This window comes from Bacillus sp. FSL L8-0199, assembly GCF_038005705.1.
GTDB lineage: Bacteria > Bacillota > Bacilli > Bacillales > Bacillaceae_G > Bacillus_A > Bacillus_A cereus.
In genome coordinates this window covers 59,351-84,998 of record NZ_JBBOTS010000005.1, presented here as the reverse complement: position 1 = coordinate 84,998, position 25,648 = coordinate 59,351, and the positions used below count along the sequence as shown (strand labels likewise).

Here is a 25,648-nt window from a genome sequence, read left to right as displayed (position 1 = left end):
CTCCTACTCATTTGGCAATATCGGCTCAACTTCAATAACTGGCGCATCGTTACCCAATCTCTTCATTTTGTCATAATATGCTTGCTCTGCATCTTCTTCGTTTTGATCTAATATTTTCATATCTTTTTGGATTTTCAACATCTGAGCAGCACGTTCAGACGGATCATGTACAACATGAACTTTAGAGCCTTCTTTGTCTTTTCTTGTGGAATTCAGCAGATTTAAAGTTTTATATTTTTGAGCACGCAACTTATCCTTATACTCTGTAACAGGATGAAGTTCTTGCCTTGTAATTGCTTCGTTATCTGCATTCATACCAACTACATTCTCTATAATAAAATCCGCAGTTATAGCCATTTTCTTATCGCAACGAAGCATAGATACATCTAAATCTACTAATTCCTTAACCATAAGAGCATCAACCTGTTGCTTGGGATCCTGTGGATTGATATTCATATCTGTACAATATCTATTAAATAAGTCTTCTATTGCAGCAATCTCCATTGGACACTTTTCTTTATATGGTGCCATTCCTAATTGCTGTAATTCACATGACTCTGCATATGGGCAATGCTCTGCCTTGCATATAATAGGGATGGCTGCGTACATGCCGTGTTTGGTTTGCCTTAATCTTTTTGCAATTTCAATAGCTTGAACAGCTGCTGGATTTGATGTCCATGATGAATGATCTAAATTAGCTGCATGTTCAGAGACTGTTTGTAATCCCACTTCTGTCTTTGGCCCTGTTTCACTCACTCTAATAATCCTCCCTTACTTAAATAACACAAAAAGGAGATACTCAACTCAATCCTCCTGTCAATACCAAACGGTCCTGTGTGAGGTGGTGCAGTATCTCCACATCCTAATTGTACTAATTTTCTTCATATATCTACATTCGCATACAAGAGCATATAAAAAAACTGGACGCTATTTAGCATCCAGTTATAATTGTTTTTTCGCTTTTTCAATTAATTCCTGCTCTTCTTTCTCCATTTTGATTGCTTTCTCTAGCAATCTTCTAATCTCGTATGGATGGTCGCTTGTTTTAATCTTATCGAAGTGTTCACGGAGTATATGATCATCTTTTCTGATTCGTGCAACTAATTTTTCTGCTGCCATTATTCAGTCTCCGCAACCTCTTCGTCTGAACTAAACACGGGCACCACGAACTCACTAAACACTTCGCCTTGTTCTTTTTCATCTGTCAAAGCAATGCAACCATACATATAGTAGCCTAATACGTTGCTGAATTGTGCAACATCAAGTACTTCGAACCCACGCTTCTTGCGGTCTTCAAATTCTTGCTTCAATGCATCTGAGAATAATGCTGACCCACCACCAGAAAGGAGGATTGTTTGCACACGGTTTGTTTCGTTGCCCCATGCATCTAAGATATCCTTAGCGATAATTTTCGCAACTGTTTTTACACATTCTTCTACTTCTTTGGAAACATCATGCTCTTCAACGTATTCTACTTTTCCTGTTAATACAGCGTTATCTAAGTCTTCCTCTTCTGCTTGATACTCAGTGTATCCTAATTTATCAAACTTAATTGTTAGAACTTTACGCAGACGCTTATATACATCGTTTACAGCAACTGTTGAGTTACTTGTAATAGCATCCTCCATAATTACGCCATCACGGAATAATGAATAGTCTGTTGTAAAGTGTCCGCAATCGATGATACCGATGAAGTTTTTCGCATTTTCACTTGGCATTAAGAACTCTTCAGGGCTGAAAGTAAATTGGTTATAAGTAACCGCACCTTCTGGCTGACGCATAATCTCTAAGCCAACTACATTTATTTTCTTTACAATTTCATTTCCACCGTTTACAGGGAATTTAATTGTGAATGATTTATTTAAGAACTCTTCTAAGTTATCTTTAATTGATAGTTCGAAGTCTTTGTTTGGTAACCCTGTTACTAGAAATACATCATATTCGCCTGATTGATGAGGAACAGCCATTCCTAATCCTGTTTGGAATAAGACTTTACTGAATACATCATTTGCTCTATCTCTTACAACTGTACGTTTTGTAGTTGTGTTTGGAACTTTTAGAGCTAATTGACCAACTGTAAATGTACCTTCTTCTGTTTCTACTACTAGATTTTCAGGGTCAATTTCCTTTGAACCAACAAGTTTATTAGAAGTTTTATATTTTCCAGGAACTACTGCACTAGGAATTGCTGTTAAGTATGGGTGTGCGTTTGATATGTATTTTAGTGCACCGAATCCTACATCTAAACCAACTAAAGTAGTTTGTTTCTCTTTTGCTTTCTTGTTTGCTACTGCTTTCATTTTTATAACCTCCAGAACATTGTCTTTTTTCACATCAGCACTTTCTTGTGTACATTGTGTACAAAAGTATCAAATGTGCAATTTGTTTTCCTGTGTACAATATTACTACATTTTGGACAAACTGGCAATATATTTCGTACTTATTATTTAGACAAAAAGCCACAAAAAAAGCACCGGTATAAACCAGTGCTCTTTCCTGTGTTATCAGCTCTTACAGTGCTTAACTTGATATACGATTTGACCGTCTAAAACAATTACAATAAAGCGCAGGGATTGAGTGTGATACTCCACACCCTAAAAGATACGAAGCTAAAGGAGATGTTGCAAAAAATACTTCATATCTTTTAGGGTAAGGAGGGACACGTTTGCCTCCCATTGGTAAAACTAAATCCCGTACTGTGTGGCCCCAAGAAGGTGTATTCTTACTAAAATTGTTCTATGTACTTGGTCGCTCGGTGGTTGGAACCGCCCCAACACCATTGATGCATACTTGCACCTGCTCTACTTATTAAGCTACACCGAGCATGCTGTAGAGGGGGACAAACCCCCTACGCTACGGAAAAAGATCAAAGAAGTTACTAGTGACTGGTGATCGTGGCAAGACTCGAACTTGCAACCTCTACTGTGAGTAATTGCAGTAAACCACAGTAGTGCTATATCCTTCTTCAGCTACACGACCATGTGGTGGACCTTGTAGGTTTCGAACCTACGACCTGACGGTTATGAGCCATCTGCTCTGACCAGCTGAGCTAAAGGTCCATGGCTGCCCAAGTAGGGATCGAACCTACGACAAGCCGGTTAACAGCCGACCGCTCTACCTCTGAGCTATTGGGCAATGATATTTGGCGGAGAGAGTAGGATTCGAACCTACGTGCCTTCGCATTCACCTAGAAAGTGATTCCTTGTAGCCTGACTTGGATATCTCTCCATAATTGGCGTCTCCAACTGGACTTGAACCAGTGACCTCCCTACTTATGTTTCGGGCGCTCTACCAAACTGAGCTATGGGACGATACATGTTAAAAGATTTTTTTATCTTATTAATCGTGGAAAACCTTGTGCAAAAACCACGACACGAAATAATTTCACGGTGTCATTTCAGCGTTATATACGGTTATTTTATGGCACAGGCTGATGGATTCGAACCATCGATAGGAGCACCCATGGAAGCCCCTGTGTTACCACTACACTAAGCCCGTGTAATGGTGCAAAAATGCACCAAAATTGAAAAATATGATTCAAGCGAAGAAGTTGAATATATTGCAGTACCCGTTGTTGATTAGTTATTACATCAAGTTCACAACCGAAGTTACGAACCACCCTTGAGACAAATATACTACACATTGTAATGCCTTGCAATACATTTTTATATTTTTCTATACTTTTTCTTGAACTAAGATGCAAATCCTTTAAAATGCGCTATTTCTTTTGGTTTATCTATGTATTCATTCACAAAAAGACTTGGGAATAATTCTTTCTGATTAGAGTTGGAATATTCATTACTTCCTAATATTCTCTCCACATTAGGTGTATCTATTGCGTACTGTGATTGTGATTTGCTAAACCATTCTTTCCCTTTGGTGTCTTCTCTCATAGTAATAGATCCTACACAAATAATTTGATGAGCATCACTAAGTCGTATTTCATGCCAACGCAAGAACTCTTCTAACATCACACCGTCATCAAACTCATCAAACATCACATCGCAATTTGCAAACCTCAATCCTCTGATACTTTGGAAACGACGGATAGAATTAGCGTTAAGTGGAATTATCCTTATTTCTCGGCCATTATTAAGTGTTATATGATAAGGTGTTGACCTTACTTCTGAAGAAAGAACAAAATCTATACCAGGATTATTCTCCTTTATTTCCATCATGTGTCTGTGTAGCACATTCGCACTACCTTTACCCTGAACAAATATCATACAATCATGTTTTGACCGCAGAGCTTTTAACGCTATACTGTATGTCTTCCAAGATGATCTTCCAGCAAAAACAGAAACACTCCAGCTTTCATCTTCTTGAAATGCGTTCCAATTCTCAATTAAACCTGCTAATCTTAGTATCTTTTGTTCTTTTTCTATATTTGCTGTTAGTTTACGATATTTTGAAATTAACTCCATACAACATTCTCCCTTGTGTATTGTGCTATCATCCAGTCTTCTGCTTGCATATCTTCATGCGTTATTGTGTAGTTTTTATCTAATTTCTCTTCTGTAGCTGAAAGGCATTTCATTAGCTCTTTATTTCTCATTTCTAAATACGGTACACCTTGACGACTTGCTATATTCTCTCTTACCCATTTATGACGAGTGACCTTATTATTTGTACCCACTAACATCATTGCTAAATAAAAGCTATACTGCTTTTGGAACTTCATATCAAATGCAAATGGCAGAATAAGTAATGGTTCTTTCATGCCCATTCCTTCCCATGCTTTAATCAGTTCACTCATCATTTCATACGTTACATTTTCATCTACACGAAGTGTATATATTCCCTGAACCTTATCAACTTTATTTAGATAGTCCTTTATTAACTCCATTTTGTATCCCCTTCTACTCAATGTCTATTGGCCTTGTATCGTTTTACCTCTTCGTATAACATGACGTTATTCGGACTCATATTCTTTCTAACACTTTTCCCAAGTTTCAAATCAAACTCATAGATTACAACATCTCCTGTTGCCTTATACAAATCTAGTATCTTTTTTGCTTCTTCTTTACGGCATCTATAAAAATTAGGAACGCAGCCTTCATCTCCATACATCAGTACTACAAACTGACCTATTGAGCACGTTTCCTCTACATTTGTTTTACTATGTAATTTTAAATATTCAAGAGATAAATCTCTCATTGTTTTACCTGCTTTGTTGGGAAGTATTCAATATTGAAAGATGCATAAGACCTTTCATCCCCTACTAACTCTGTATGGAATGTTCTAATCATATCCGGTAAGTCTGTCATGTTTTTTATGTGACTATATAATTCGTTCGATTCTTCTTGTGTTAGCAGTCTTTTACGTGTTACAGGCTCACCATAGAAAGAATTGGATGGATTAATATCTTGCAAGTTATACATAGATAATTCTAAGTAAGATACCTCCCCTTCGTGTGAAATGTAGACATTACACTTATCTACTGCATGATCCTCTACTAAGTCTGGAAATAAGCTTACTACAAGACCTAATATATCTGCTTGTGTTATTAACTCTAATGTATCAAATTTCATTTCTATATCCCCTTTCAGTTATCCGTTGAAGCGTGATCCACGTTTTCCGTTCTTGTAATGTTGTTTCTTTTTATTTTTATCGATTAACTTCTGCTTGGCCTTACGCTCTCTATGTAGTTCGTTTCGCAGATGCGTGACATTCTTTTTTATTTTTTTATTTACCTCTTCTAATGATAAATTCTCCGCTTTTAATACCTCACACTGATTACACATATCTACAACTCCTAACAGTTATTAATAATGTAATGCATTTCAATAATGTGATTATAACATAGGGAACACTTCTGTAGTGTCCAAAATATATGTAAAAAATTTTTCAGGATGCACCAAACCTAGGGAAAGCCTTATATAGGGGGTTTTCTATAAAAAATTTGCGAGGGGTACGTGGTGGTGTCATATCATGCCTAGGTGACGTTTGTCGCCCCACCCCCTCAGAGCAGGGCTTGGCTGCTGAAGGTGTGTGAGGTTGTGAAGTGCATCGCCACCATACAATCACCCCAAGCAAACAAAACATAAGGAGGTCATTACAAATGACAAACAGATTAAACATTACAAAAGAAATGAAGCAGAAGGACATTAAGTATGCAGTTAATAAGCTAACTGCATCTGATGTTGTGTGCATGCATGTGGATTGCGATAGCAATCAATTACATATGGTGCTTGCATCTGCTAAAGAAGGAGTTGAAGTACATTACACTAACGAGTCAGGTATGCAATGTATGTCAGTACCTGCTGATATGCCTAATACAACTAGTAAAGTAAAAGCGTATATGAATACTAAGGAGGAAGTAACAATGAAACCAGTAGACCAATTAACAGTAGCAGAGAATGTACAACAAGTAATGGATAATCCTGATGCTTCACTAGATATGAACACTATCTCAGAGAAAGCTAAGGATCTTAATACTCTTTCTTCTGCTCAACCTACTAGCACTACTATTGAATCTAATAACGAAAAGGAGGAGTCTACTATGACTCAAGTAAAAGTGAAAGCAATTCAAGTGAAAGAACGTATCGTATCAAGCAAGTTTGTAATGTCATTCAAGTCTTCATTCTCAAAGGTGAAGGATCTATCTTCTTCAGCTGCTTCTAAAGTGAAGACATTCGTTAAGAGAAACTGGAAGCAAGCTATTATTGGTACTGCTATTGCATATGTAGCAGGTCTTATTACACCAGGTGCTGTATCTGCGTTCTTACTAGGTACTGCTGCATATGCAACATATATCTACTTTAAAGGTGCTAGTGAGCTAAAGTCTGCTAACTTGAATGCACCAAAGGTAATCTTAATCCCATCTAGTATTATCTTAGCTTCTGCACATATAGCACTTGGTACTGTCATTGTACTAGGTACTGGATTAGTAGCAAGCTTACTGACTGCGGTAGCAGGTGTGATGTCTTACACGCTATTCGCAAGCATCGCTAATGTCATCTTAGCTTAATCGATATGGTGGTGACCTATATACAGTTGGAGCTTAATAAGAATCTCATGATAACGATGAGTATTAAGAACTAAGTGTATATACCCATGCGTAACGCAGGAAGAGTGAAGTGTGGGTGATAAGGCAATCTCCCCCGAAGGGCCAAATGTGGGTGTGGCTCATTTGGGATTGCACCATAGACCACTCCTACCTCTAGGTGTAACGCCTATTGGCGTAGGCACTTAACATGTGCCGGTCATACAGGACATAGTATGCGAAATGCTCTAGGTGTGGAATACCTAACATAATGTTATGCAGTTATTGCCATGGATGTGGTTAGTGGACAACCCACGTAACTGTATATAAGCACTCCCTTGCTACTGGGGATAATAAGTAGCTTTTAAGGAGGTGATGACTATTAATCGAATTATATTGTACTAACTTCAAGTTAATATTCGTGTTTACGTGCATTCATTACTACTTCCACCCGGAGGTAACTAGATTCATTTAGAAATAAAAACGAACAATAACAATATTAGGAGGAATTTACTTATGAAACACTCATTAGAAACTATCAAAACTCAAGGCAAATACTTAGGAAGCTACCCTGGTAAAGGATATGTCTATGCAGTAATAGATAACAAAGGTACAGATAAGCAAGAGGTAACTATCTACTTAATCGGTGGACCAGAAGGTTTCACTGTATTAGATGGTGATGAACACAAAGACCTTGTATAGGATCATCCTTACACTTGGTGCACCTTGTATATGTCTAGGTGATATCTATCAATTTACTCTAACATGCCTATCTCTTTCATAGAGAGTTGTGTTCGGGTGCAGAATACCAAAAGCTTAGGTAATCTTGCTTAGCTTATGTAAAGCTTGTTGTGACCTCTCAGAGGGTACACTAGCACGTCCATTTGCACAAGTTTAGTAAAGTAACTGTTTGCGATTATGGTATGTTTCCCTAGCTTTGTAAGTAAGTAAACTCACACTGATTTATGTATGGTGTCTGATTAACCTTAGGAAAGTTAATGAGCAGTATATGTGAATGGTGATGAGAAATGTTCAATAAAAGTATGTTCTGTGTAATAACAAAAATAATTAGGAAAAGGTGAATTCATATGACAACAGTATTAGAGAAATGGAATCAAGAGAAAGTAATGAAAGAAGTATCTGCACGTAATGAAGTAATGTCTTCTAAGAGAAGAGAGGAATTATTGTTTAGACGTAGTGTGAAATCATTCATGAGAACAAGTATAGCTAGTGTAGTAATAGTAGGTGGTTTATTTACAGCCTTTATGTTATCGACAGGTGTATCTGAAGATGAAGTGTCTTACAAGAAAGTATTCTTTACGAATGGTACTACTGTGCATACAGAGATTAATAAGGCTAATGGTGGTTCTGTAGATGTTAGGAAGTTGCATGGCTTCTTTGAAGATAAGAATGGTGTCTCTGTTACTAAGGTGCATGAAGGGTATTACTATGTACCTGTTATTAAGAAGTAATAGGGTATCTCTTTTTCTATACATTTTATAGGTAACCGTTTCAGTACGTTTTCTTTTCGGCTTGCCCACTCGCTATGAAACTATATTTGCTATTTACCACTTCATAAGAATGTGGTTTTTATTTTGTACTTTTGTATCTTATGTTTCCTATTTTCATAGGAAATGGTTTATCCGCACAACTCTATGTGCCTATGTCAATCAAACTAAAAAACAATAAATTTAACTTAAAAGGAGATTATTAATCATGAAAAACATTAACTTAATTCAAATGAACAAAGGTCTATTAACTTACGAGGTTGCTACTTTATCAGAACTGAAAGTATCTCAATTAAAAGGTATTGCTCGTGTTATCAAACTACAAGGTCGTTCTAAATACACTACTAAGGTTGAATTAGTATCTGTTCTTTCTAAGAAAGGTATTGCTGGTGTTCGTAAAGATACAAACGCTATTGCTTTCTACCGCTTACCTTCTTATGGTTCTGCATCTAATGTAGTAACGAAACGTCGTGTTCGTGCAGTTGAGAAAGAGTATGTAATTGATACTATGTCTTCTGCTTTATCTGCATTTAAGAAAGAAGGCTTCCATGAGCAATTAGTTACTTTAATTCTTAACCTAGTATCTGCTGGGTATTCTTTACGTGATATTGTGACAACTCCATATTACCCAGAGTTTCATGTGCCAGCGATCTTTGTGCCAGTCGTTCTGAAATTCGCTCAAAAGTATAATGTTAAGGCTTCATTAAAACGCCCAACTCGTTATACTGTAGCATCTTATTCTGTAGTGTTAGATGAAGCATCTACTAAGATTGTTGATGTTAATGTAGATGGGAAAATGGTAAAACGTGTATTAGTTAATCCTACGATTCAGCCACAAAGTCAATCTGCTGTAACTGATAAGTTTATCGTTCGTATGAATGAGGAATTTAATGCAGGTGCACTTTGGGTGAAAACTGTTGTTGAGAATGGTTTAAAACAGTTCAAAGTTGTCGAGCCTAATACTGAGGGTGCTAAAGTTGTTCGTAATCTATTAAACGTTATGTTCGTTGACTTCGATATGAAAGTAAAAGAAAACGAAACTAGTTTAACTGAAGAACAAGTTACAATTCAGAAGATTGCTATGGAAGAAGGTATTGTCTTTAAGCATGAAGGTAAATATGTTCAGTCTGAAGTATTCTATCGTTCTCCTTCTCAAGAGCGTACTTTGCAAGCAACATTTGCTGTTGAAATGGATGCTGTTGAAGCATTACAACGTCTTGGTCATGAGTTTACTGCTTATGGTTCTATGACGAAAGATGGTAACTTTAAAGTTGATTCTTCTAAAGCTATCAAACGTTTCGGTCTTTCCGGTTCTACTTCTATCAAGTCTGAAACTATTAAGATTGGTTCTGAAGTTGAAGAAGTAGCATTCAATGTAAATGGCAAGATGGTGAAGAATGGTGATTACATCCTTAAAGGTGGTACTCACACAATGCTAGTAACTGAAGATATTTATACTACTGTTCAAACTGGTAAGTATTACGCTGCTCGTATCGATAAAGATGAAACTGGTCATGAAATGATTACTGGTTTTGATACTTTCGATGCAATGGAGCATGCTCTTAAACTTTGTGCAGGTGATGGTGCTGTATTCTATGATGCAACTGTATGGAAGTCATTAACTGCTGAGTTTGGTGTAGATTGCTCTGCTGTACAAGTTCGTATTACTCCATTTGGTAAAGGACTTGCTGTATTTGTTCCAGGTTTAAAAGATATGTTTGATGTAGATGTTTTAGCATTTAAATCAGCTATTAAAGGTGATTACCGTCAATCTGTTGAAGCTCGTAAAGATATTGAGTTCCGTGTGTGCTTATTTAACAAATCAGCATCTAAAGGTAAGAAATTTACATTAATGCCTTATCAGTTCACTAACTCTTTACCTATTTCAGCTGCTCCATTTGTTGAGTCTGCTAAACAACATATGTCTAAAGCTATTGAATTATATAACAATCCAAAAGCGATGTATGAATACCTTGGTCTTGGTTCATTAGAGCAATACAATGATATGACATCATCTGTTGAAGAATTAGATGAAGCTGACCAAAAGTTTATTAAGAATACATTATCTTCTCGTTTTGCTAACTTCTTATATGCTGGTCAATTTACTATGAAAGACCCAGTAATGAAGTCTTATGCAAAAGATATTATTGAGAATATGATTCGTCAATGGGCTTATGGTTCTATTCCTGTATTAGGAGCATACCGCTTCATGACTCATGATCCATATGCTATCTTGAAAACTAAGAAAGCTGTTGACCGTGCTTTTGCTAACGGTAACTTTAACAAATATCGTGATAAAGATGGAGATGTTATCATTCCTAAACAGTTTGGTATTCCTGCAAATAAAGTAGTATGTGTAGATGGTGAAGACAAGTATCTTATGGATGGCCAAGATGTTGTAATGGATCGTAATCCGAAGATTGATGATGGAGAGACTGCATTTGCTACAACTTATGTTGATAAAGCATATGTGATGGCTCGTAAGAAATATCCAACTGCATTCAATAACTTAATCATTTATTCTGCGCATGATTTCCTTGCATTTAAACAAGGTGGTGCAGACTTTGATGGTGATAAATCTATGTTAATTTTAGAGAAGTTCATTGTTGATGCTGTTGCGAAACGTAAAGATGACCCTGCTACATTAGATATTTCTTATCGTAAACATGAAGACGGTTCTATTGAATTCATCGAAGGTTGCCCATTCAAAGGTGATGCTGTTGTTGCTCCTTCTTTAGCTGACTTTGGTCTTGTTGAAGGTAAAGATTATGTATCACAAAAAGGTTATTCTGTTGAGTTTACTAAAGAACAATGGAATAACAAGAAGCTTTCTCGTGGCTTACATGACTTATCTAAACGTTATATGACTCGTACTTTAGAGCAAAACCGTATTGGTATCATGACAAACTATGCAACTAAGTTATTAGATGCTGTTCGTTCTTGCACATACATGATTCAAGAACGTGTTGATTTCATTACTGGTCGTGCATTAAGTGATGAAGATATTGCTAATATGAAATCTCATATTTCATACATGAAGCATTTAGTTCGTTTAATCCGTCTATTACAAGGATGGGAAATTGACCGTCCAAAACATGGTGGTGCATATGAAGCTCATGTTGATTTATCATGGGAATCTAATGTTCCTTACTTTGCATCTGTTCGTGATCCAGAGACTGGTGAACAAGTTGTTAATAAACTTGGTAACACTATGTGGTTAACTCCTGAGTGGATGTCTGCTCGTTCTGGTAAGAAAGGTGTAAATACTGGTTCTGTTATCTCTCGTATTCGTGATGCAGTTGTATCTGAATTTGAAGAGAAGATTGTTAAAGAATTTAAATCAATTGATGTATTGGAAGGAGGAAATAACTTGTTAGGAGACTTTGCTAAACATATTCAATTACCTGAGCAAGGTTCAACACTTCATTATGCTGTAACTTCTAATGTTCGTGCGATTAAGAAAGAATATGGTTCATCTCTTTCTGAAGCATTCTCTCGTTATGAAGCACAAATGAATCAACTAGAGTTAATGAACACTACTCCTGTTGAACGTGTTAAATTAACTAATGATTATGATGCACAACTAAAAGAAGCATTAGCTTCAGCTGCTGACATCTCTAATGAGAAGATGACTGCATTGGAAAGTGAATTAAATCTTTCTCCTGAAGTAATTGGTTACTTTGCTTACTTTGTAACTTACACACAATCTGAAAAGATTAAAACGAATCAGAAGCATGGCTATGATCCAACTCGTGGATTAACATTCCCATGGACTGGTGCAACAAATCAATTATTGGCTGCTGTGTTTGCTGTTGAAAATAAAAACACTCCCCTTGTTACAGCAAGAGAAGTGTCAAGAAAGCCTATCACAAGCCGTGCAAAGCTTGTTGATAGTAATCCAAATACTTTAAGCATCGTCCAAAATGCTAAAGTGTTGAGTGTATGGGTTAAAGAAGATGAATTCACTGGAAATGTACTTCATCATCTTTACGTTGGTAAACAACTTATCGGACATTTATATGCTGATAAGGTTTATCCATACACAGGTTGTGATAAGTTCATTGTAAAATGTGATGACCTTAAAGTCAATAACGGTTCATTAGAATATAGTGCTACTGAAATTACTCCGTATGTACAATAATTAAGGGGGCTTTTGCCCTCTTTCTTTATTTTTTGTTGAATATCTTTTAATTAGCAAGGATATTGCGTTTGTATGTATAATAAATGTAACTAGATAACTCACTATAAGGAGTGTTACAAATGAACGAAAATGTAAAGCAAGAATTAGATCAATTAGTAGGCAAAATACGTGAATCTAACTCCGATGTTAGAAAGATTATTTTATTTGGCAGCCATGCTTATGGCACCCCATCACCAGATAGTGATTTTGATTTATGTGTAGTGGTTGATGGAGTTGGTAAGCGTAAAAGAGAAGTATCTAAGAATATTAAATACAATCTTTATGACATTCTAGATACACCTGTGGACTTACTTGTTTATGGTCCAGATGAGTTTAATGAACGTGCCGCTAGAAATGTCACTATGGAATATAAAATTGCAGAAGAAGGGAAAATCCTATATGAGAAACATTGAAGATACTAAAGAATGGTTTACTATTGCAAAGTCTGACTTGGATTCAGCAAACTTCCTAACAAATATGAAGCCATTTCCATCAGCTATTATCTGCTATCATTGTCAGCAATGTGCAGAGAAGTTGTTAAAAGGATATATCGCTTTTAGTGGTGGGAATGTACAGAAAACACATAACCTGTTAAAGCTAAATAAGATATGTGCTGAATACAATCCTGAGTTTAATGAGCTTGTAAAAGAGTGCGTTGATCTTGATGATTATGCTACCAATGTGCGTTATCCTTTCTTTGAAGAACTTTTAGAAGAGGATGCTTTAGAAGCGATTAAGAATGCAGAAACAGTTTTCAATTTCTTAATAAAGCAGTTAAAAGCAGCAAATGTAGATGAAGATGTTATTAAAGATTTTACGCCTGCATTTAAAACGGAATAACTTGATGTAAGAGGAAGAGTGATGATTATGTTCATTCTTCCTCTTATTTTTTCTGTTTTACTTGTTTATACTTCCTATTTCTTATGAAAATGTTAAATATAAACGATATTTTATGGAAATGTTTTATATTTAATTGAATAATAGTTTATATAAGTTATGAATACTTTTGGGGTAGCCTTCGGCCGTGGCGCAACGATGTGCCCTGCACATGCGTATGCTCTCCAAGTGTTTATCTCTATCATGCAGAAGTATGACTTATGTAACTGTTACATGTTTATGTAGAATACTTTCTTTCACCTCATTATGTATAGGTTATTTAGAATTAGATAGCCTACTTACATATGATGCTTCTTATCAGACTTTTGGTTTCCTACCTATAACTACTTCCCCTAAATGTATAGAGGGTTTTAAAAGGGTTTTGTCTGGCGGATTTTTGCCTGCTAAAAAAGAGCAGACTTCTCCCATCGTGCTCTCTCCATATTATCAGCAATCTACATGCTAGGTGCACATAGTGAATATGTCATGTTCAACATGCACATTTACACCGCCAAGCCACCAGATGTAATCTTTCAGTGCTACATGTCAGTTTGCAAATTTGGAACAGGATTATTTTTGTTTTTGGAAAATATATTCCAAATTTGTGAACATGCATTTGTATGTAAGGTGAAATCTTCCATTATCTGTTCACTGTAAGAATACACCTCTCATATATATTATAGACCGTTCAAACTTGGGGAAAATCTACCTTACTTAAAATTTGTCACAAAATGTTCACAAAGTGTTCGGTTATTTTCATAGATTACAGAACACTTTTTTATACTAGATTACTATCAACATCTTGTCCTTTTCTCCTTTTTTATATACCTCTTATTGTTATTTGATATTGTCTTCTAATCTATAAGCTGTACGTTCTTTTTAATAGTTAAAGGCGACTCCGTCTTCTGTTGGTGATATCAAATAGAGAGGAAGATTCGTTATGAGTATCAATGTACATAAAGCTTTATTTAGAATACGTCCATATAAAAACGCTTTTGCTATTTTAGTTAAGTATGAGGATCGTATCTTTTTAGCCGAGGAAGGATCCCTAGCACATTTAAAGCCCAAATTTATTCATATTGTTAAAAACAGAGAGTGCCTTCGGCCCTTCCTAGAGAGAGCCTTATCCATCAGTACTGTATCTTTTGAGAATGTGGTAACTCCTGAAGAAGAACGCAAATTGGCTCTTGCATAATAAGAGCCTTCCTGTACAAGGAGTAATAACCTTGCTGATGATGGTTTTATTGGAAACCGAAACAGGCATGTATCCAATCCACTCCGTGGTATGTAGATGATAACAATTAACATTAAGGGGATGTTCTCATGTTTAAATATAACGAAAATGGTTTTAAAATTATCGAAAATAATAAAGTGTTAGCTTGCGAGGATTGTTGTGATAGTGATAAATTACCAAGTGATGTAGAAATCGAATGGTGTAAGTGTGATCGTTGCCAAGAAGAGGATGATATTTTCACACGTGACTTTTGGCAAGAAAAAGTAGATTGGATGAATGCTGGTGATATTACAGAGCATAATCAAAAAACAGCTCGTATTAATGGACATCACTATTGCATAGGTAACGGTCAACCAGGTGACACCATATTAGGTAATGGCGGAAGAAAATTCACCATTCGTTTTATCAGTGGTCCTCATAAAGGTCAAGATATTGTTACTTATGATTTGTGGGAGCAAGGCAAGATTGAAAGCCCGTACGATTCTGTCTTGCTAAATAATGCTGTATTTGTTTCTTTTAACTAGCCTAGCTTATTTCTAGGCTAGTTGTTTAATAGTTTTTTCTTCAACATGAATATAAAATAATTATCTAAATAATAAGGAGAGATTTATTATGACTGAAATACAATATGATTCTTGTGGACGCATGAAATACCACCCAGATTATCACTTTAATCATAAGAAGCCTTATACAGTTAAAGAATTAGCTTATATTTGTGCTACTTATCAACGTGGTGCCAGAAAGAGTGTAGCTATGGCTGTAGGTCGTACAGAATCTACTATATCTGATCTTATTTGCAAAATGAAAAAGGACGGTACTTTTGATCACTATCGTCAATTAGGTCAGACTATGTAACTTCATCCTTCGTATATAAAAGCTACTCCGTAGCATGTATGTGAATCTATCCAAAAGAGGTGTTAATCATGTATTTATCTGTTATTAAGTTAGAATCACTTATTCAACCATTTCATGGTTTTGCTAAATTATCCTATTGCCCTACGACTACATCTTTTACTATTTATGTATCTGTTGTTGATTGTTCAAAAAATAATAACGTAGTGCATTACAATGAATGTTCTATTTCTGATGTTCAATCTATTTGGTTGCACTTTGAATCAGCTATACATAGAGCATGCTTTCAAGTTAATATGTATTATGACCATGCTTGTTTACAGCGTGATAAGAAACAAGATGTACATGTTTTAAAACGGATTGTTGATACATATCTTAAAGTTTCATAATTAAATTGTAATGCCTAACAACAACTAATTTATTGAGAGGATGTTTATATATGTGTAATTCTACAAATAATGTTCAAGTTGCTACTTCTGTTGAGGAATCAAAAGATAATCATAGCTTAGTTTCCTTTGCGATGAAATGTGATGTATGCAACGCTTCTGACAATATAGTCGGCGTGTTTGCATCTTCTTTAGCACCTATGTCTTTTGCGTATTGTAAATCTTGTGCTGAATCTAGTGCGGAGCCATATGGAGTTCTAGTTGCCACACTAAGTGTCAGCTTATTCTCTTCTGCTGATTACGACTCTCAAGTTAGAGATTCCGTCAAATCTATAGTGGACTCTTCTTTAAATATCGTTGGTAAAACGAAAGAACAGTTCTTTGCTGACTTAGATGTAGCTATTAAGAAATATGAAGCTTCATTTGAATAATTTACATGTATTTATATTAGCAATACTACAGAGCAGCACCTTACGGTGCTGTTTTTTCACTTCTTTGAAGTGAATCACCCTCCGGGTGATCGTTAGACACCTTCGGTGTTTCACTCTTACACCTTTCGGTGTATTTGTGCGACTCCGTCGCTTGTATGTGAATCTAAATCAAGAAGGAGATGTATTTATATGAAATTTAGTAAAGAGCAAGCAGAAAGCATTGTGGAGAGTCTGACAGCTATTAAGGGTAATACGATTAAAATCGAGAATTCAGGCAAATGTTACGATGCATATAGTCTGTTAGCAGAGAAAATGGTGCCAAGTGATTATTTTTGGTTATTTATGCAACTCCCTCCAAATGGCGTAGAAGCTACCTTAATTGATATTGAATTGGAAGAACTCCCTGGTCATTCTGGTGAGAGTCGCATTATATGTTGTGTGGCAATTCAAAAGCAATGCTACTTAATTGGATATGAAGGGATATCAGTTTCACAATATGCTTATAATTAATGTTCACTAAAGATATTCACTTACTACACTAGTGGATATCTTAAAGGGAATATTAATCATATTTAATTCAAAAGGAGGACATATATTATGTCGAAATCGCAATTTGATAAAATGAAAGTTGATTTGTGGGTTTCGGGTTCTGTAGACCAAGAAAAGAATGGTGGTTGGTGCTCGTACCTTCACTCTTGTATAAATGGTCAAGATTATACGAAAAAGATTGGTGGATATGCTAAAGATACCACCGCTACTAGAATGACATTAAACGCTATTTTGAATGCTTTAAAACTTTTAAAGAAAGATAAACCTATTTTCATACACATTTATACTTCTGTTGCACCAGTGAGTGCTGGTTTAAATAAAAACATGCATAAGTGGGCAAGTAATAATTGGCTTACATCTAAAGGAGTTTATCCGCAACATTTAGATTTGTGGCAAGAAATCTTTGATATTTTAACTGATAGTACACGAGTTATCGCATTTAAAGTTCATCTTCAAAATTCAGCAAATCATCAAGACCATTATCGATTACACACAATTTCATCTTCTGCTGAATATCTGATAAAAGGTAAGAAAGACTTGTACGAGGTTGCACTAGTTTAATTATCATACATTGGAAGGTGGGAATCTAATGCATGTAATTCGTTACATATCTACTTTTGCTTGTATATTTTTATTTATCTTTTTGGCAATGTTATCTACTGACACAGATTATGACGTACATTACGAAGAATATATTATTAAATCAGGAGACACTCTTTATGACGTAATTAAAGAACGAAATAAAGATGTAACCTATCATTGGGATATTCGAGATATCGTTTATATTGCGCAAGAACGTAATAAAATCACTAATGTTGGTTCTATTCAGCACGGTGACCTTATTGAGGTTCCTGTATTAAAAAAGGAGAAATAAGCATGCAATTAAAAGATTTATTAATCAAGCCAGAAAAAGAGGATTTTCAATTATTAGCTGTAGTTGAATCAAATGATGAAAATAAAGTGGTGGTACTTCATACTGCACATGCACCTGAAGAACTGCAACAGAACTTTATAAATTATCTTCATGATGAAGATAGTCTATCAGCTGATATTCAGTACAGCTTAATGCCAAGTAAATAAAGAAAGGATGCTGTTAATCGTGATAATGATTATAAACACTGTCTTTGATTCATTTGAGTATCCTGTTGAGGGTACTTTTTTTAATATCTATCCATTTGCAGAAGCTTTATATAAAGCAGAAAGAATTACATTTGAAGTATTTAGTTCTTTTGTTGACTTAGAGCGGTTAGATGGATATATAGAAGGGCGAATTGAAGATTATGTCTTTGATTATGAATTATATAACATGAATTCAATTTGTTTAGAAGATGCTCGTGTGTCTTCTTTATACGTTATTCATACCGAATTAAATAAAGAGCTTGAACTTATGAAAATACTTAATAATAACGAATTACTGCTTATGGTGTGAGCCGACTCCGTCGGATGTGTGTGAGCAAAATATAATTCTATAACTATTGGAGGAATCATTCATGAAATACAAATTAAATATGCAAGGCTTAGAGGTAAAAGTTCCAGAAACTACAATAAATCCAGAAATCAACATAGACTTCAAGGGGATGACTATTGAAGTAGATGATTTAAGTCTAACTGAATATGCTTCATTCATGAAAGAAATGTTTACTATTGGTAAAGAAGTAACAAAAGAAATATTGCTTTTCCAACAAGAAATGCAGGAGCGTAGTGATGAACTAAGACGCTCACGTTTACAAGATTGTAATGCAATCCTAAAGAAACAAGCTGAATGATTTATAAATTAGACACCTATCTGTTCATAGATATTCATTTTATGAACAGTTAAGATTGCCTAATTATATACTTTATGGTTTATATTTTCTATTTCATAAGAATCTATTTCTTATTTTTTATGAAAATACAAAGTATAAACCATTTATTATTATAAAAATAGACCTTGGAGGTATATATATAATGACTACAAATTTAACTCAAAAAGCTATGAACGTTCAATCTAAAAAGGAATTACAACAATTACTGTCTCCTCACACTATCGAAATGCAACATTCTATTGTTAAAAGTGCTATTAATAATTTGAATTCTGAAATTGAGTGTGATATTCGTTCTAACGATACATCTATTGCATTATATAAAATGTCACAAGTTGTTGTACTGGAAGATTCATTACATATTATAGAGCGTGTTTTATTAAAACAGCGGGTGCTAGTTTAATGAACTCGTCAGCTGTTGTGATATGTATTTTCTTAGTTGTCACTGGTCAATTGTATGCAATCCCGCTACTTCTATTATTCACAGCTGTAGTGGGATTTATTCGTAAATATTGTTAATTCTAAATCAACTCATATTCCTGGAGGTAATTATTATGTCTAATATTTTAAAAATGGTTCAAGATACAATCGCTAATTCTATTCGTGTTGAAGTTAAAAGTCCAATTAATAAAAACGGTAAGCAAAGATATCCTGTTATCGTTACAGATATGTCACCGTCATTTACATCAGGTTGGTTTGTTCAATATAATCCAGTAGCAATGGATAATGGTACTCGTTTATATGATGGTTCTGAAAGTTTCTCAGAATTAAACATCGCTCGTTTTAGTGAATTGCAGAACTTTTTATTAACTGCAGCTTATTATTTTTCTCAAGGCTCTAATGTTGAAACTTTAACAAACGGAAGACAGCGTGCGATTTATGACCCAGATCCTCGTTTCCGTTTGACAGTAACATCTTCTAATAATTCAATTTCTGTTGTTTTAACGATTACTGATAATGCATCTCCATTCCATATGCTAAGTATTGCATTTCGTATTGTGCCATCTAATACAGGAGATGGTTCATACTACATTATTGGCGCAGATAAGTGTTGGGATAGAAATACAGATACATTCCGTGAAGTAAAAAATGCAAATTTTGCACCAAGTAAATCACGTTTTTATCGTGTGTTTCAGAATCAAAATCAACCAGCAACTATTAAAGCGAAACTTGCTGTAAATAATAATCAATACATGATTAACTCTGATGGTACATTTGCCATTGATACACAAGCCGCTGCACCCGAATATATTCAAGTTATTTCAAGTGAATATAAAGCTCTAGCATATATTTATGAGCAAGCATTAATGAAGAAATCTTTTGAGATTGCATTACAACAAGGATTACCTTCTTCAAAAGCTATGAATGCAAATATACCTAATAATGAGTTGGGACCTAATGGAACATTCACTCCGTCCTTCACATTAGGAGGTATAGGAGCTCCTAATCCTGTTCAGAATCAAACAAATGTTAATCCTAATAATACGCAGTTACCACCTGTGCCACCTATGAATATGGCAGGTGGGCAACAGCAGCAACAACAGATGTCACAACAAGATAACTCATTTAATATTCCTAAAGTTAATGGAGTAGATATTCAAAATGATGATCTTCCTTGGACATAATATATGATAAATAGATGGTCATTCTTATAAACAGGATGGCGGTCTATTTATTTTTAATCTTTCCCCTACGACTACTCTCTTCATTAGACGCTAAAATTGTATGCATTTTGAAGCATGCCGAAGCATTATGTATATTTTACAATTATTTTCATGTATAATTATTTCTATATGATTTGTAATCTTCTTAGGAAGGAGTGACAACATGATTCAGGTTCGTGAACAGTACGGAAACATCTATGTAAGAATCTTAGATTCACAAGAAACCTTTGATTATACATTAGAAAAAATACGATTTATTGAAGGTCGTACTTTTGACTATGAAACTGGTGAATGGATGTTTGGTAAAGAATCTATTGGTGATCTTTTGCTACATTTCGGCAATCAAATCATCTGGAATCAACCATTAAAAGAAATTATTAAGAATTGTGATGTAAATCATGAACTTATAAATAAACATCTTTCTTGGGAAGATGATGACGACTTTAAAACATGGACAATCAAACCATACCCTTATCAAAAAGTTGGCTCTCATTATTTAGCTGATAGAGGAAGAGCGGCTATCTTTGATGGCGTAGGACTTGGTAAGACACCTCAAATTATCGGAGCATGTCAGATACTATTTAATAGAAATAAAGCACGTCGTGTATTAATCGTGACGCTAAACTCTTTAAAGAGACAGTGGGCTAAAGAGATATATAAATTTGCTGGTGAAGAAGCCATAGCTGTATACGGCAGCCCTGCAAAAAGAAAGAAATTTATTAAAGGATTTGCATCACGCTCTGATATTAGATATTTGGTTGTTAATTATGAAACATTAAGAAGTGCGCAGTATATGAAACTTATTAAAGAAATTCCATTTGATATTGTTGCTTTAGATGAAGCTCAAAAGATCAAGTCTGGTGTTACAGATAAGTATTTAAATATCGAGCCTTCATTAAATGCTAAAGCTTGTTATGACTTAAAGCATATTCCTTACCGCTTTATAGCGACTGCTACACCAGTACAATCAAAAGCTGAGGAAGTATGGAGTCTATTTAATTTTGTTGATGATAGTATCTTAGGGACATGGGAAGTATTCCGTGAAAGATACTGTAAATATTCAAATCGATTTGGTATTACAGGTAGCTTTAATCTTGGTGAACTATATTACCGAATTGCTCCTCATTTTATTAGGAGAACCAAAGAAATGCCTGAGATTCAGCAACAGTTGCCTAAAGTACAGCATTCACATGTATTCTTAGAAATGACTGATGCACAAGAGAGAATTCAAGACCATCTCTTAATGAAGATGGAAGAGATTAAAGATACAGTTCGTTCTCTTGGATCCGGCACAAAAGTAATTAACGGAAATCTAATGAATGCACAACAAGCGAAAGAATACTATGACGGCATTATTCAAGGACTACAGACATTCTTAATTGAAACCTGTGATGCTCCGCAGTTATTAGTGCACCCAGAGGCTTCACAAATGTCTCATAATGTAATTTCCGAATTAGGTCTTTCCCCTAAGGATATAGCAAAATCACCTAAATTAGAGCAATTAAAGGACTTTATTAAGCAGCTTTTAAATGATGAACCTAGCTCTAAGGTAGTTATATTTACAGAGTATGAACGTATGGCCCGCATTATATATGAAGCCCTACCACAATCTGTGCTATATACTGGGCAAATATCTGATAAAGAAAAGGATTCTGTCATCGAACGATTCCGTGAAGATCCACATACGAAATTCTTCATAAGCACTCGTGCTGGTAGTACTGGATTAAACCTGCAGGTTGCTAATTATATGGTTCATTTCGACCTACCATATACGGCAACTGAATTAGAGCAGCGTAATGGCCGTATTGACCGAACTGGTAATGCATTTAGCAATATCACTATGTATTACTACATTATGAGTGAATCTTACGATGAACATATGCTACAACTGTTATTCAAGAAATCTGAATTAGCAAAAGAAATCCTAACGGGTGGCGTAGATAAAACATCTAAAGGCAAAGATGTGAACTCACTTGCTATGGATCGTTTGCTAAAAAAGAGAGCGAAATCACAAGGTAAAATGGCTACTGGCTAAGCTTTTAGTCGTTTTATACATAAAAAGGAGATGCATATTATGAGTGAAATTTTTGAAAGAGCTTTAAAGGAATTACCGGAAGGCATTAGTTTTGATCCATCAACAGTGAAAAAAGTTGCTGGTCTTATCATTAAGATGGATAAAGAAATTGAATTTATCAATGAAGGAACACATCCATTTATCGAAAACCATACTGAAGAAGAAGTTGCAGCTTTTAAAAAAGCATGTGAAAAATACATTCAAATGTATGGAAAGGCATTTACAATAGATCATGATTAAGGACAGGTCATTTAAACTTATAAAGGAGAGGTTTTTATGCAGTATGTACTCATTCAATCTGGATTTTTCGTAGAGAGTATGGATTTAAATCAGAAGGGTGAAATTTCTAACGTTACATTCACCACTATTTCTGAAAAAGCTAAAATCATTGAAGAAGATGAACTAAAAGCTTACGAAAAAGCTTTAAAGCATCATTTTAGTGATGGTGATTATCGTATTTTACCTATTGGCACACCAGCTCATCTATCTTCACTTGAGGAAGATGATGCATTACAGGTGCATTTAGATTTTGGAAAAAGCCCTAAAGATGTTCTAAAAAAATAAGTACATCCCCTCCGGGGGGTGTATTTGATTTATGTTCATTTATATTCAGTATTTTACTATTAAAAATTAGGAGTGAACTGTATGTCAAAAGATAATTTATTAAGATGCGATACGTGTGGAATGGACACACATCAAATTGATACACCTATTTTTGAAAAACCATTACGATTTGCTTTTCGTTCAGATATTAAAACGTTACAACAAAATAATAGTAGTAAGAGAACACAAGAAAATATTTGTCTTGATTGTTTCTCTAAAGAATTAAAACAGCTTAGTAAAAATTGCAAGACACAATGTACTGTTACATTCATTTAAATATAGGGGTGACTATTTATGACTCAAACAATGCAAGTTAGTTTTACTTATGATCCAATCGTATTATCAAAACTAACATTACAAATTTATGCCGAAAAGCACATTGATATAGACAACGCAATTAAATCTACTGTTTACGCTGTATATGAATACTTGCGTACGGTAACTGACGAAGAGTTAGAAAGAGTTCTAATTCAATATACTCAAGAGGAAAAAATCGAAACAATTACTTTTAGCAATTTTGAAGAAGAATGCAAATTGATTTTTACATATATTTTTAAAAGCCAACAATTTATAGACCTTGAGTTTGGTTATAAGAGAGAAGGTTATTCAAAAACCGGTCTTGGTGTAGTTGATAAGTATGAGAAGACATTTTATGATTGTGCATTCGGTGAACACTGGCGGACTGTAGAGAGTATTTTGGAAACTAAATATCCAGAACAGTTCGAAGCTTACTTGCAACTTAATTACGAAAATAAAGAAGAACATAATGGTTTTACTCATAAGCAATTAGATCGATTTATTCTAAATACATTTGAATTAGTTGGTGAAATGCGCTCTATTGAAAACCATTTAGATTAAGATATTCATCATTTCCTTGCTAGCTAATTTTTACATAATAAAAAGAAGTATTTATTACTATTACATGAAGGGATGGTTTACATGACAAAAAGCTTAAAAGAAGAGCATTTGCAAGCAATGAAAGACATTACATCTGGTGCAACCATTTTTAGCTATTCCTTAGCAATGCGATTACGAGAGGTTGAAAGGTTTGATTCAGAACTGATTGATATTATTCATAATCTAGATGAATTAGAAGCTATTTCTGGTGAAGTGTTCCCAGGTGAAAAGAAACTTCCTTACTTTGGCGCAATACTTACTAAGAAGGGAAAAGAATTTCTAAATAATCATACACGAGGTGTTATTTCTAATGAAAATTACCATGCATAATCCTATAGCTCCATTTGTAGCCATCGGACAAAAATTTGATTTTAAAATTGGGCATGAAGTCGCAGGAAAATGCGAAATCGTTTCAGTAGATACTAAAACAAATGCTATCGGCATTGAATTAGATCGTGCAGCAGCTCATGCTTTCCATGCTACATCTGATTTTCATGGAAGAATTTGTTCTGTTTCTGTGGATTGCAAGTAAACAGGAGAAATCAGGAGATTTTAGCCAATATCAGCAGGAAAATAACATGATTGTAATGCAATACATTATTACACGTTAAAATATTATTGAAATACATTACAAATACATTGACGTATTGTGGTTTTTGGTATATCGTGGAGAACGTACAGTATAAAACCTAGGGAAAGAAATGCTATTCCCTTTATTATAATAAATAGTTAATCCACTCCGTGGAATGTTTTTGAAAAATAGATATCGGAGGTCTTTATATGAATTTTGGCTCAATCGCTCCAGATGAAGTGAAAGTAGGGGAGCAATATCAATTTGAATCTAAATACCATTGGTGTGTTCATGCTACTGTAATTGAAAACCAATGTGGTGAGAATAAAGAAAAGTCCCGTGGCGAGAAGTGGATCGGCTGGAAGATTCGTGTTAATGAAACATTCGGTGGATTATCTCCAATACCTATAGGTGAAGAATTTGAACTTGGATGGGATGCTAGATTTCCTCATTATTCAAGTATAAAAGTCAAACCTGTAGGCAGTACTCCTGATTATTTTGGTTTTGAAGGTTCTAAAAGCTTTAACCGTTTTACAGAAGAGGAGGCTTAACCATGAAGTATAACACTTTCTATCAACATTACAGAAATGAAAAGGAATACTTCTTTGATAGTATTGCAATTCCTATTAGTGAATTTACAGGCAATAAACATGATTTAACGTTAGCTAACTTAGCATATGATGCAGATACTCCAGAAGGAGCAGAAGTAAAAAGAGTGCAGCTATATGTACATAAAGGCGCTACATATATCGATAGAGATGTTTATCACGTTATTTACCAATCTGAAGATGATTATGATACAGAGAAGGTATGGGTGCGTAATGTAGAAGACTTTTTTGGAATGGTTGATTTGCCTATAGGAAATAAAGTGAAACGCTTTACACGATTAAATAAGGAGGTAAGATAATGCATGCATCACCTGATTTCTTACTTGCTTTATCTACTAAATTACAAGAGATTGCGGATAATACCGCTGACTTAGAAACAGCGTCTGAACTAAATGAACTTGTCGATAAAATTAATGAAAGTATCTAAC

Annotated in this window: 37 protein-coding genes, 5 tRNA genes and 1 pseudogene; 29 read left to right on the top strand and 14 right to left on the bottom strand. The window is 34.8% G+C overall.

What is annotated here, in order from left to right; genetic code table 11:
• Window positions 1-3 precede the first annotated feature (3 nt).
• The 14 genes and pseudogenes from NST86_RS33755 to NST86_RS33690 form a co-directional block, all read right to left on the bottom strand.
• A complete protein-coding gene (locus tag NST86_RS33755; RefSeq protein ID WP_098205198.1) occupies window positions 4-756 on the bottom strand; it encodes a hypothetical protein in 753 nt (250 codons plus the stop codon).
• Between the two features lie 186 nt (window positions 757-942).
• Window positions 943-1,119, bottom strand: coding sequence for a hypothetical protein (locus NST86_RS33750; protein ID WP_176546203.1), 177 nt, complete (start codon window positions 1,117-1,119; stop codon window positions 943-945).
• Entirely contained in the window at window positions 1,119-2,300 is a 1,182-nt protein-coding gene (locus NST86_RS33745; protein WP_340935586.1) for a ParM/StbA family protein, read from the bottom strand. The genes NST86_RS33750 and NST86_RS33745 overlap by 1 nt, the downstream gene beginning before the upstream one ends.
• Before the next feature lie 586 nt (window positions 2,301-2,886).
• Window positions 2,887-2,979, bottom strand: a tRNA-OTHER gene (locus NST86_RS33740).
• Window positions 2,980-2,982: 3 nt separating this feature from the next.
• Window positions 2,983-3,059, bottom strand: a tRNA-Ile gene (locus tag NST86_RS33735).
• A 1-nt stretch (window position 3,060) separates the two neighbouring features.
• Window positions 3,061-3,135, bottom strand: a tRNA-Asn gene (locus tag NST86_RS33730).
• Between the two features lie 8 nt (window positions 3,136-3,143).
• Window positions 3,144-3,228: transfer RNA gene (locus NST86_RS33725), tRNA-OTHER, on the bottom strand.
• A 5-nt stretch (window positions 3,229-3,233) separates the two neighbouring features.
• Window positions 3,234-3,310 (bottom strand) — tRNA-OTHER (locus tag NST86_RS33720).
• A 111-nt stretch (window positions 3,311-3,421) separates the two neighbouring features.
• Window positions 3,422-3,498 (bottom strand): annotated as a pseudogene (locus tag NST86_RS33715).
• 194 nt (window positions 3,499-3,692) lie between these two features.
• Entirely contained in the window at window positions 3,693-4,424 is a 732-nt protein-coding gene (locus NST86_RS33710; RefSeq protein ID WP_340935584.1) for a hypothetical protein, read from the bottom strand.
• On the bottom strand, window positions 4,415-4,846 hold the full coding sequence (locus tag NST86_RS33705; protein ID WP_340935582.1) for a hypothetical protein: 432 nt from the start codon (window positions 4,844-4,846) through the stop codon (window positions 4,415-4,417). Before NST86_RS33705 ends, NST86_RS33710 begins: the two co-directional genes overlap by 10 nt.
• A gap of 17 nt (window positions 4,847-4,863) precedes the next feature.
• Window positions 4,864-5,157, bottom strand: a complete 294-nt coding sequence (locus NST86_RS33700; protein ID WP_340935581.1) for a hypothetical protein — start codon at window positions 5,155-5,157, stop codon at window positions 4,864-4,866.
• Window positions 5,154-5,531, bottom strand: a complete 378-nt coding sequence (locus NST86_RS33695) for a hypothetical protein (RefSeq protein ID WP_340935579.1) — start codon at window positions 5,529-5,531, stop codon at window positions 5,154-5,156. Before NST86_RS33695 ends, NST86_RS33700 begins: the two co-directional genes overlap by 4 nt.
• A gap of 18 nt (window positions 5,532-5,549) precedes the next feature.
• Window positions 5,550-5,744 (bottom strand): hypothetical protein, encoded by a 195-nt coding sequence (locus NST86_RS33690; protein WP_098205192.1) that lies wholly within the window; start codon window positions 5,742-5,744, stop codon window positions 5,550-5,552.
• Window positions 5,745-6,061: 317 nt separating this feature from the next.
• Here NST86_RS33690 and NST86_RS33685 point away from each other — a divergent pair, with 317 nt between their 5' ends.
• The 29 genes from NST86_RS33685 (at window position 6,062) to NST86_RS33545 (ending at window position 25,647) form a co-directional block, all read left to right on the top strand.
• Window positions 6,062-6,970 carry a hypothetical protein gene (locus NST86_RS33685; RefSeq protein ID WP_340935577.1) on the top strand — a complete coding sequence of 303 codons (909 nt, stop codon included), beginning with the start codon at window positions 6,062-6,064 and terminating at the stop codon, window positions 6,968-6,970.
• A gap of 531 nt (window positions 6,971-7,501) precedes the next feature.
• On the top strand, window positions 7,502-7,687 hold the full coding sequence (locus NST86_RS33680; protein WP_072190606.1) for a hypothetical protein: 186 nt from the start codon (window positions 7,502-7,504) through the stop codon (window positions 7,685-7,687).
• 386 nt (window positions 7,688-8,073) lie between these two features.
• Window positions 8,074-8,457 carry a hypothetical protein gene (locus NST86_RS33675; protein ID WP_098205190.1) on the top strand — a complete coding sequence of 128 codons (384 nt, stop codon included), beginning with the start codon at window positions 8,074-8,076 and terminating at the stop codon, window positions 8,455-8,457.
• 244 nt (window positions 8,458-8,701) lie between these two features.
• On the top strand, window positions 8,702-12,634 hold the full coding sequence (locus NST86_RS33670; protein ID WP_340935573.1) for a hypothetical protein: 3,933 nt from the start codon (window positions 8,702-8,704) through the stop codon (window positions 12,632-12,634).
• A 119-nt stretch (window positions 12,635-12,753) separates the two neighbouring features.
• Window positions 12,754-13,086 carry a nucleotidyltransferase domain-containing protein gene (locus NST86_RS33665; protein ID WP_098685633.1) on the top strand — a complete coding sequence of 111 codons (333 nt, stop codon included), beginning with the start codon at window positions 12,754-12,756 and terminating at the stop codon, window positions 13,084-13,086.
• Complete coding sequence (locus NST86_RS33660) at window positions 13,073-13,513, top strand: HEPN domain-containing protein (protein WP_340935572.1); 441 nt, start codon at window positions 13,073-13,075, stop codon at window positions 13,511-13,513. The genes NST86_RS33665 and NST86_RS33660 overlap by 14 nt, the downstream gene beginning before the upstream one ends.
• Window positions 13,514-14,489: 976 nt before the next feature.
• Window positions 14,490-14,744 carry a hypothetical protein gene (locus NST86_RS33655; RefSeq protein WP_098205401.1) on the top strand — a complete coding sequence of 85 codons (255 nt, stop codon included), beginning with the start codon at window positions 14,490-14,492 and terminating at the stop codon, window positions 14,742-14,744.
• A gap of 128 nt (window positions 14,745-14,872) precedes the next feature.
• The gene (locus NST86_RS33650) at window positions 14,873-15,307 is read left to right on the top strand and encodes a hypothetical protein (protein ID WP_340935570.1); all 435 of its coding nucleotides are present in this window, start codon (window positions 14,873-14,875) and stop codon (window positions 15,305-15,307) included.
• An 88-nt stretch (window positions 15,308-15,395) separates the two neighbouring features.
• Complete coding sequence (locus NST86_RS33645; RefSeq protein ID WP_340935568.1) at window positions 15,396-15,638, top strand: DNA-entry nuclease; 243 nt, start codon at window positions 15,396-15,398, stop codon at window positions 15,636-15,638.
• Window positions 15,639-15,706: 68 nt separating this feature from the next.
• The gene (locus NST86_RS33640; protein ID WP_340935566.1) at window positions 15,707-16,024 is read left to right on the top strand and encodes a hypothetical protein; all 318 of its coding nucleotides are present in this window, start codon (window positions 15,707-15,709) and stop codon (window positions 16,022-16,024) included.
• A gap of 50 nt (window positions 16,025-16,074) precedes the next feature.
• Entirely contained in the window at window positions 16,075-16,452 is a 378-nt protein-coding gene (locus NST86_RS33635) for a hypothetical protein (protein WP_340935565.1), read from the top strand.
• Window positions 16,453-16,641: 189 nt separating this feature from the next.
• Window positions 16,642-16,962 (top strand): hypothetical protein, encoded by a 321-nt coding sequence (locus tag NST86_RS33630; protein ID WP_340935564.1) that lies wholly within the window; start codon window positions 16,642-16,644, stop codon window positions 16,960-16,962.
• 87 nt (window positions 16,963-17,049) lie between these two features.
• Complete coding sequence (locus NST86_RS33625; protein WP_098205396.1) at window positions 17,050-17,562, top strand: RNase H family protein; 513 nt, start codon at window positions 17,050-17,052, stop codon at window positions 17,560-17,562.
• 28 nt (window positions 17,563-17,590) lie between these two features.
• The gene (locus tag NST86_RS33620; RefSeq protein ID WP_098205395.1) at window positions 17,591-17,875 is read left to right on the top strand and encodes a hypothetical protein; all 285 of its coding nucleotides are present in this window, start codon (window positions 17,591-17,593) and stop codon (window positions 17,873-17,875) included.
• A gap of 2 nt (window positions 17,876-17,877) precedes the next feature.
• Window positions 17,878-18,081, top strand: a complete 204-nt coding sequence (locus NST86_RS33615) for a hypothetical protein (protein ID WP_072190617.1) — start codon at window positions 17,878-17,880, stop codon at window positions 18,079-18,081.
• Between the two features lie 19 nt (window positions 18,082-18,100).
• Window positions 18,101-18,430, top strand: a complete 330-nt coding sequence (locus NST86_RS33610; protein WP_098205393.1) for a hypothetical protein — start codon at window positions 18,101-18,103, stop codon at window positions 18,428-18,430.
• A gap of 61 nt (window positions 18,431-18,491) precedes the next feature.
• Window positions 18,492-18,767 (top strand): hypothetical protein, encoded by a 276-nt coding sequence (locus NST86_RS33605; protein WP_098205392.1) that lies wholly within the window; start codon window positions 18,492-18,494, stop codon window positions 18,765-18,767.
• Between the two features lie 181 nt (window positions 18,768-18,948).
• Window positions 18,949-19,206, top strand: coding sequence for a hypothetical protein (locus NST86_RS33600; RefSeq protein WP_098205391.1), 258 nt, complete (start codon window positions 18,949-18,951; stop codon window positions 19,204-19,206).
• 151 nt (window positions 19,207-19,357) lie between these two features.
• The gene (locus tag NST86_RS33595; protein ID WP_340935563.1) at window positions 19,358-20,428 is read left to right on the top strand and encodes a hypothetical protein; all 1,071 of its coding nucleotides are present in this window, start codon (window positions 19,358-19,360) and stop codon (window positions 20,426-20,428) included.
• A gap of 202 nt (window positions 20,429-20,630) precedes the next feature.
• The gene (locus tag NST86_RS33590; protein ID WP_340935561.1) at window positions 20,631-22,502 is read left to right on the top strand and encodes a DEAD/DEAH box helicase; all 1,872 of its coding nucleotides are present in this window, start codon (window positions 20,631-20,633) and stop codon (window positions 22,500-22,502) included.
• Window positions 22,503-22,541: 39 nt separating this feature from the next.
• Window positions 22,542-22,781, top strand: a complete 240-nt coding sequence (locus NST86_RS33585) for a hypothetical protein (RefSeq protein WP_098205388.1) — start codon at window positions 22,542-22,544, stop codon at window positions 22,779-22,781.
• Window positions 22,782-22,817: 36 nt separating this feature from the next.
• A complete protein-coding gene (locus tag NST86_RS33580; RefSeq protein ID WP_098687417.1) occupies window positions 22,818-23,105 on the top strand; it encodes a hypothetical protein in 288 nt (95 codons plus the stop codon).
• A gap of 81 nt (window positions 23,106-23,186) precedes the next feature.
• Window positions 23,187-23,420, top strand: coding sequence for a hypothetical protein (locus NST86_RS33575; RefSeq protein WP_098687418.1), 234 nt, complete (start codon window positions 23,187-23,189; stop codon window positions 23,418-23,420).
• An 18-nt stretch (window positions 23,421-23,438) separates the two neighbouring features.
• Window positions 23,439-24,002 carry a hypothetical protein gene (locus NST86_RS33570; RefSeq protein WP_340935557.1) on the top strand — a complete coding sequence of 188 codons (564 nt, stop codon included), beginning with the start codon at window positions 23,439-23,441 and terminating at the stop codon, window positions 24,000-24,002.
• Between the two features lie 81 nt (window positions 24,003-24,083).
• Entirely contained in the window at window positions 24,084-24,371 is a 288-nt protein-coding gene (locus NST86_RS33565; RefSeq protein ID WP_340935556.1) for a hypothetical protein, read from the top strand.
• Complete coding sequence (locus tag NST86_RS33560) at window positions 24,352-24,573, top strand: hypothetical protein (RefSeq protein ID WP_340935553.1); 222 nt, start codon at window positions 24,352-24,354, stop codon at window positions 24,571-24,573. Before NST86_RS33565 ends, NST86_RS33560 begins: the two co-directional genes overlap by 20 nt.
• 248 nt (window positions 24,574-24,821) lie before the next feature.
• Window positions 24,822-25,163, top strand: coding sequence for a hypothetical protein (locus NST86_RS33555; protein ID WP_340935551.1), 342 nt, complete (start codon window positions 24,822-24,824; stop codon window positions 25,161-25,163).
• A gap of 2 nt (window positions 25,164-25,165) precedes the next feature.
• Window positions 25,166-25,519 carry a hypothetical protein gene (locus tag NST86_RS33550; protein WP_340935549.1) on the top strand — a complete coding sequence of 118 codons (354 nt, stop codon included), beginning with the start codon at window positions 25,166-25,168 and terminating at the stop codon, window positions 25,517-25,519.
• Window positions 25,519-25,647: a hypothetical protein gene (locus NST86_RS33545; RefSeq protein WP_340935548.1), complete on the top strand. Its 129-nt coding sequence runs from the start codon at window positions 25,519-25,521 to the stop codon at window positions 25,645-25,647. The genes NST86_RS33550 and NST86_RS33545 overlap by 1 nt, the downstream gene beginning before the upstream one ends.
• Window position 25,648: the final 1 nt, after the last annotated feature.

Excerpts from the sequence above, each read along its gene's own strand:
- NST86_RS33750 (WP_176546203.1), bottom strand. The coding sequence starts at position 1,119 with ATGGCAGCAGAAAAATTAGTTGCACGAATCAGAAAAGATGATCATATA.
- NST86_RS33745 (WP_340935586.1), bottom strand. The coding sequence starts at position 2,300 with ATGAAAGCAGTAGCAAACAAGAAAGCAAAAGAGAAACAAACTACTTTA.
- NST86_RS33710 (WP_340935584.1), bottom strand. The coding sequence starts at position 4,424 with ATGGAGTTAATTTCAAAATATCGTAAACTAACAGCAAATATAGAAAAA.
- NST86_RS33705 (WP_340935582.1), bottom strand. The coding sequence starts at position 4,846 with ATGGAGTTAATAAAGGACTATCTAAATAAAGTTGATAAGGTTCAGGGA.
- NST86_RS33700 (WP_340935581.1), bottom strand. The coding sequence starts at position 5,157 with ATGAGAGATTTATCTCTTGAATATTTAAAATTACATAGTAAAACAAAT.
- NST86_RS33695 (WP_340935579.1), bottom strand. The coding sequence starts at position 5,531 with ATGAAATTTGATACATTAGAGTTAATAACACAAGCAGATATATTAGGT.
- NST86_RS33690 (WP_098205192.1), bottom strand. The coding sequence starts at position 5,744 with ATGTGTAATCAGTGTGAGGTATTAAAAGCGGAGAATTTATCATTAGAA.
- NST86_RS33685 (WP_340935577.1), top strand. The coding sequence starts at position 6,062 with ATGACAAACAGATTAAACATTACAAAAGAAATGAAGCAGAAGGACATT.
- NST86_RS33680 (WP_072190606.1), top strand. The coding sequence starts at position 7,502 with ATGAAACACTCATTAGAAACTATCAAAACTCAAGGCAAATACTTAGGA.
- NST86_RS33675 (WP_098205190.1), top strand. The coding sequence starts at position 8,074 with ATGACAACAGTATTAGAGAAATGGAATCAAGAGAAAGTAATGAAAGAA.
- NST86_RS33670 (WP_340935573.1), top strand. The coding sequence starts at position 8,702 with ATGAAAAACATTAACTTAATTCAAATGAACAAAGGTCTATTAACTTAC.
- NST86_RS33665 (WP_098685633.1), top strand. The coding sequence starts at position 12,754 with ATGAACGAAAATGTAAAGCAAGAATTAGATCAATTAGTAGGCAAAATA.
- NST86_RS33660 (WP_340935572.1), top strand. The coding sequence starts at position 13,073 with ATGAGAAACATTGAAGATACTAAAGAATGGTTTACTATTGCAAAGTCT.
- NST86_RS33655 (WP_098205401.1), top strand. The coding sequence starts at position 14,490 with ATGAGTATCAATGTACATAAAGCTTTATTTAGAATACGTCCATATAAA.
- NST86_RS33650 (WP_340935570.1), top strand. The coding sequence starts at position 14,873 with ATGTTTAAATATAACGAAAATGGTTTTAAAATTATCGAAAATAATAAA.
- NST86_RS33645 (WP_340935568.1), top strand. The coding sequence starts at position 15,396 with ATGACTGAAATACAATATGATTCTTGTGGACGCATGAAATACCACCCA.
- NST86_RS33640 (WP_340935566.1), top strand. The coding sequence starts at position 15,707 with ATGTATTTATCTGTTATTAAGTTAGAATCACTTATTCAACCATTTCAT.
- NST86_RS33635 (WP_340935565.1), top strand. The coding sequence starts at position 16,075 with ATGTGTAATTCTACAAATAATGTTCAAGTTGCTACTTCTGTTGAGGAA.
- NST86_RS33630 (WP_340935564.1), top strand. The coding sequence starts at position 16,642 with ATGAAATTTAGTAAAGAGCAAGCAGAAAGCATTGTGGAGAGTCTGACA.
- NST86_RS33625 (WP_098205396.1), top strand. The coding sequence starts at position 17,050 with ATGTCGAAATCGCAATTTGATAAAATGAAAGTTGATTTGTGGGTTTCG.
- NST86_RS33620 (WP_098205395.1), top strand. The coding sequence starts at position 17,591 with ATGCATGTAATTCGTTACATATCTACTTTTGCTTGTATATTTTTATTT.
- NST86_RS33615 (WP_072190617.1), top strand. The coding sequence starts at position 17,878 with ATGCAATTAAAAGATTTATTAATCAAGCCAGAAAAAGAGGATTTTCAA.
- NST86_RS33605 (WP_098205392.1), top strand. The coding sequence starts at position 18,492 with ATGAAATACAAATTAAATATGCAAGGCTTAGAGGTAAAAGTTCCAGAA.
- NST86_RS33600 (WP_098205391.1), top strand. The coding sequence starts at position 18,949 with ATGACTACAAATTTAACTCAAAAAGCTATGAACGTTCAATCTAAAAAG.
- NST86_RS33595 (WP_340935563.1), top strand. The coding sequence starts at position 19,358 with ATGTCTAATATTTTAAAAATGGTTCAAGATACAATCGCTAATTCTATT.
- NST86_RS33590 (WP_340935561.1), top strand. The coding sequence starts at position 20,631 with ATGATTCAGGTTCGTGAACAGTACGGAAACATCTATGTAAGAATCTTA.
- NST86_RS33585 (WP_098205388.1), top strand. The coding sequence starts at position 22,542 with ATGAGTGAAATTTTTGAAAGAGCTTTAAAGGAATTACCGGAAGGCATT.
- NST86_RS33580 (WP_098687417.1), top strand. The coding sequence starts at position 22,818 with ATGCAGTATGTACTCATTCAATCTGGATTTTTCGTAGAGAGTATGGAT.
- NST86_RS33575 (WP_098687418.1), top strand. The coding sequence starts at position 23,187 with ATGTCAAAAGATAATTTATTAAGATGCGATACGTGTGGAATGGACACA.
- NST86_RS33570 (WP_340935557.1), top strand. The coding sequence starts at position 23,439 with ATGACTCAAACAATGCAAGTTAGTTTTACTTATGATCCAATCGTATTA.
- NST86_RS33565 (WP_340935556.1), top strand. The coding sequence starts at position 24,084 with ATGACAAAAAGCTTAAAAGAAGAGCATTTGCAAGCAATGAAAGACATT.
- NST86_RS33560 (WP_340935553.1), top strand. The coding sequence starts at position 24,352 with ATGAAAATTACCATGCATAATCCTATAGCTCCATTTGTAGCCATCGGA.
- NST86_RS33555 (WP_340935551.1), top strand. The coding sequence starts at position 24,822 with ATGAATTTTGGCTCAATCGCTCCAGATGAAGTGAAAGTAGGGGAGCAA.
- NST86_RS33550 (WP_340935549.1), top strand. The coding sequence starts at position 25,166 with ATGAAGTATAACACTTTCTATCAACATTACAGAAATGAAAAGGAATAC.
- NST86_RS33545 (WP_340935548.1), top strand. The coding sequence starts at position 25,519 with ATGCATGCATCACCTGATTTCTTACTTGCTTTATCTACTAAATTACAA.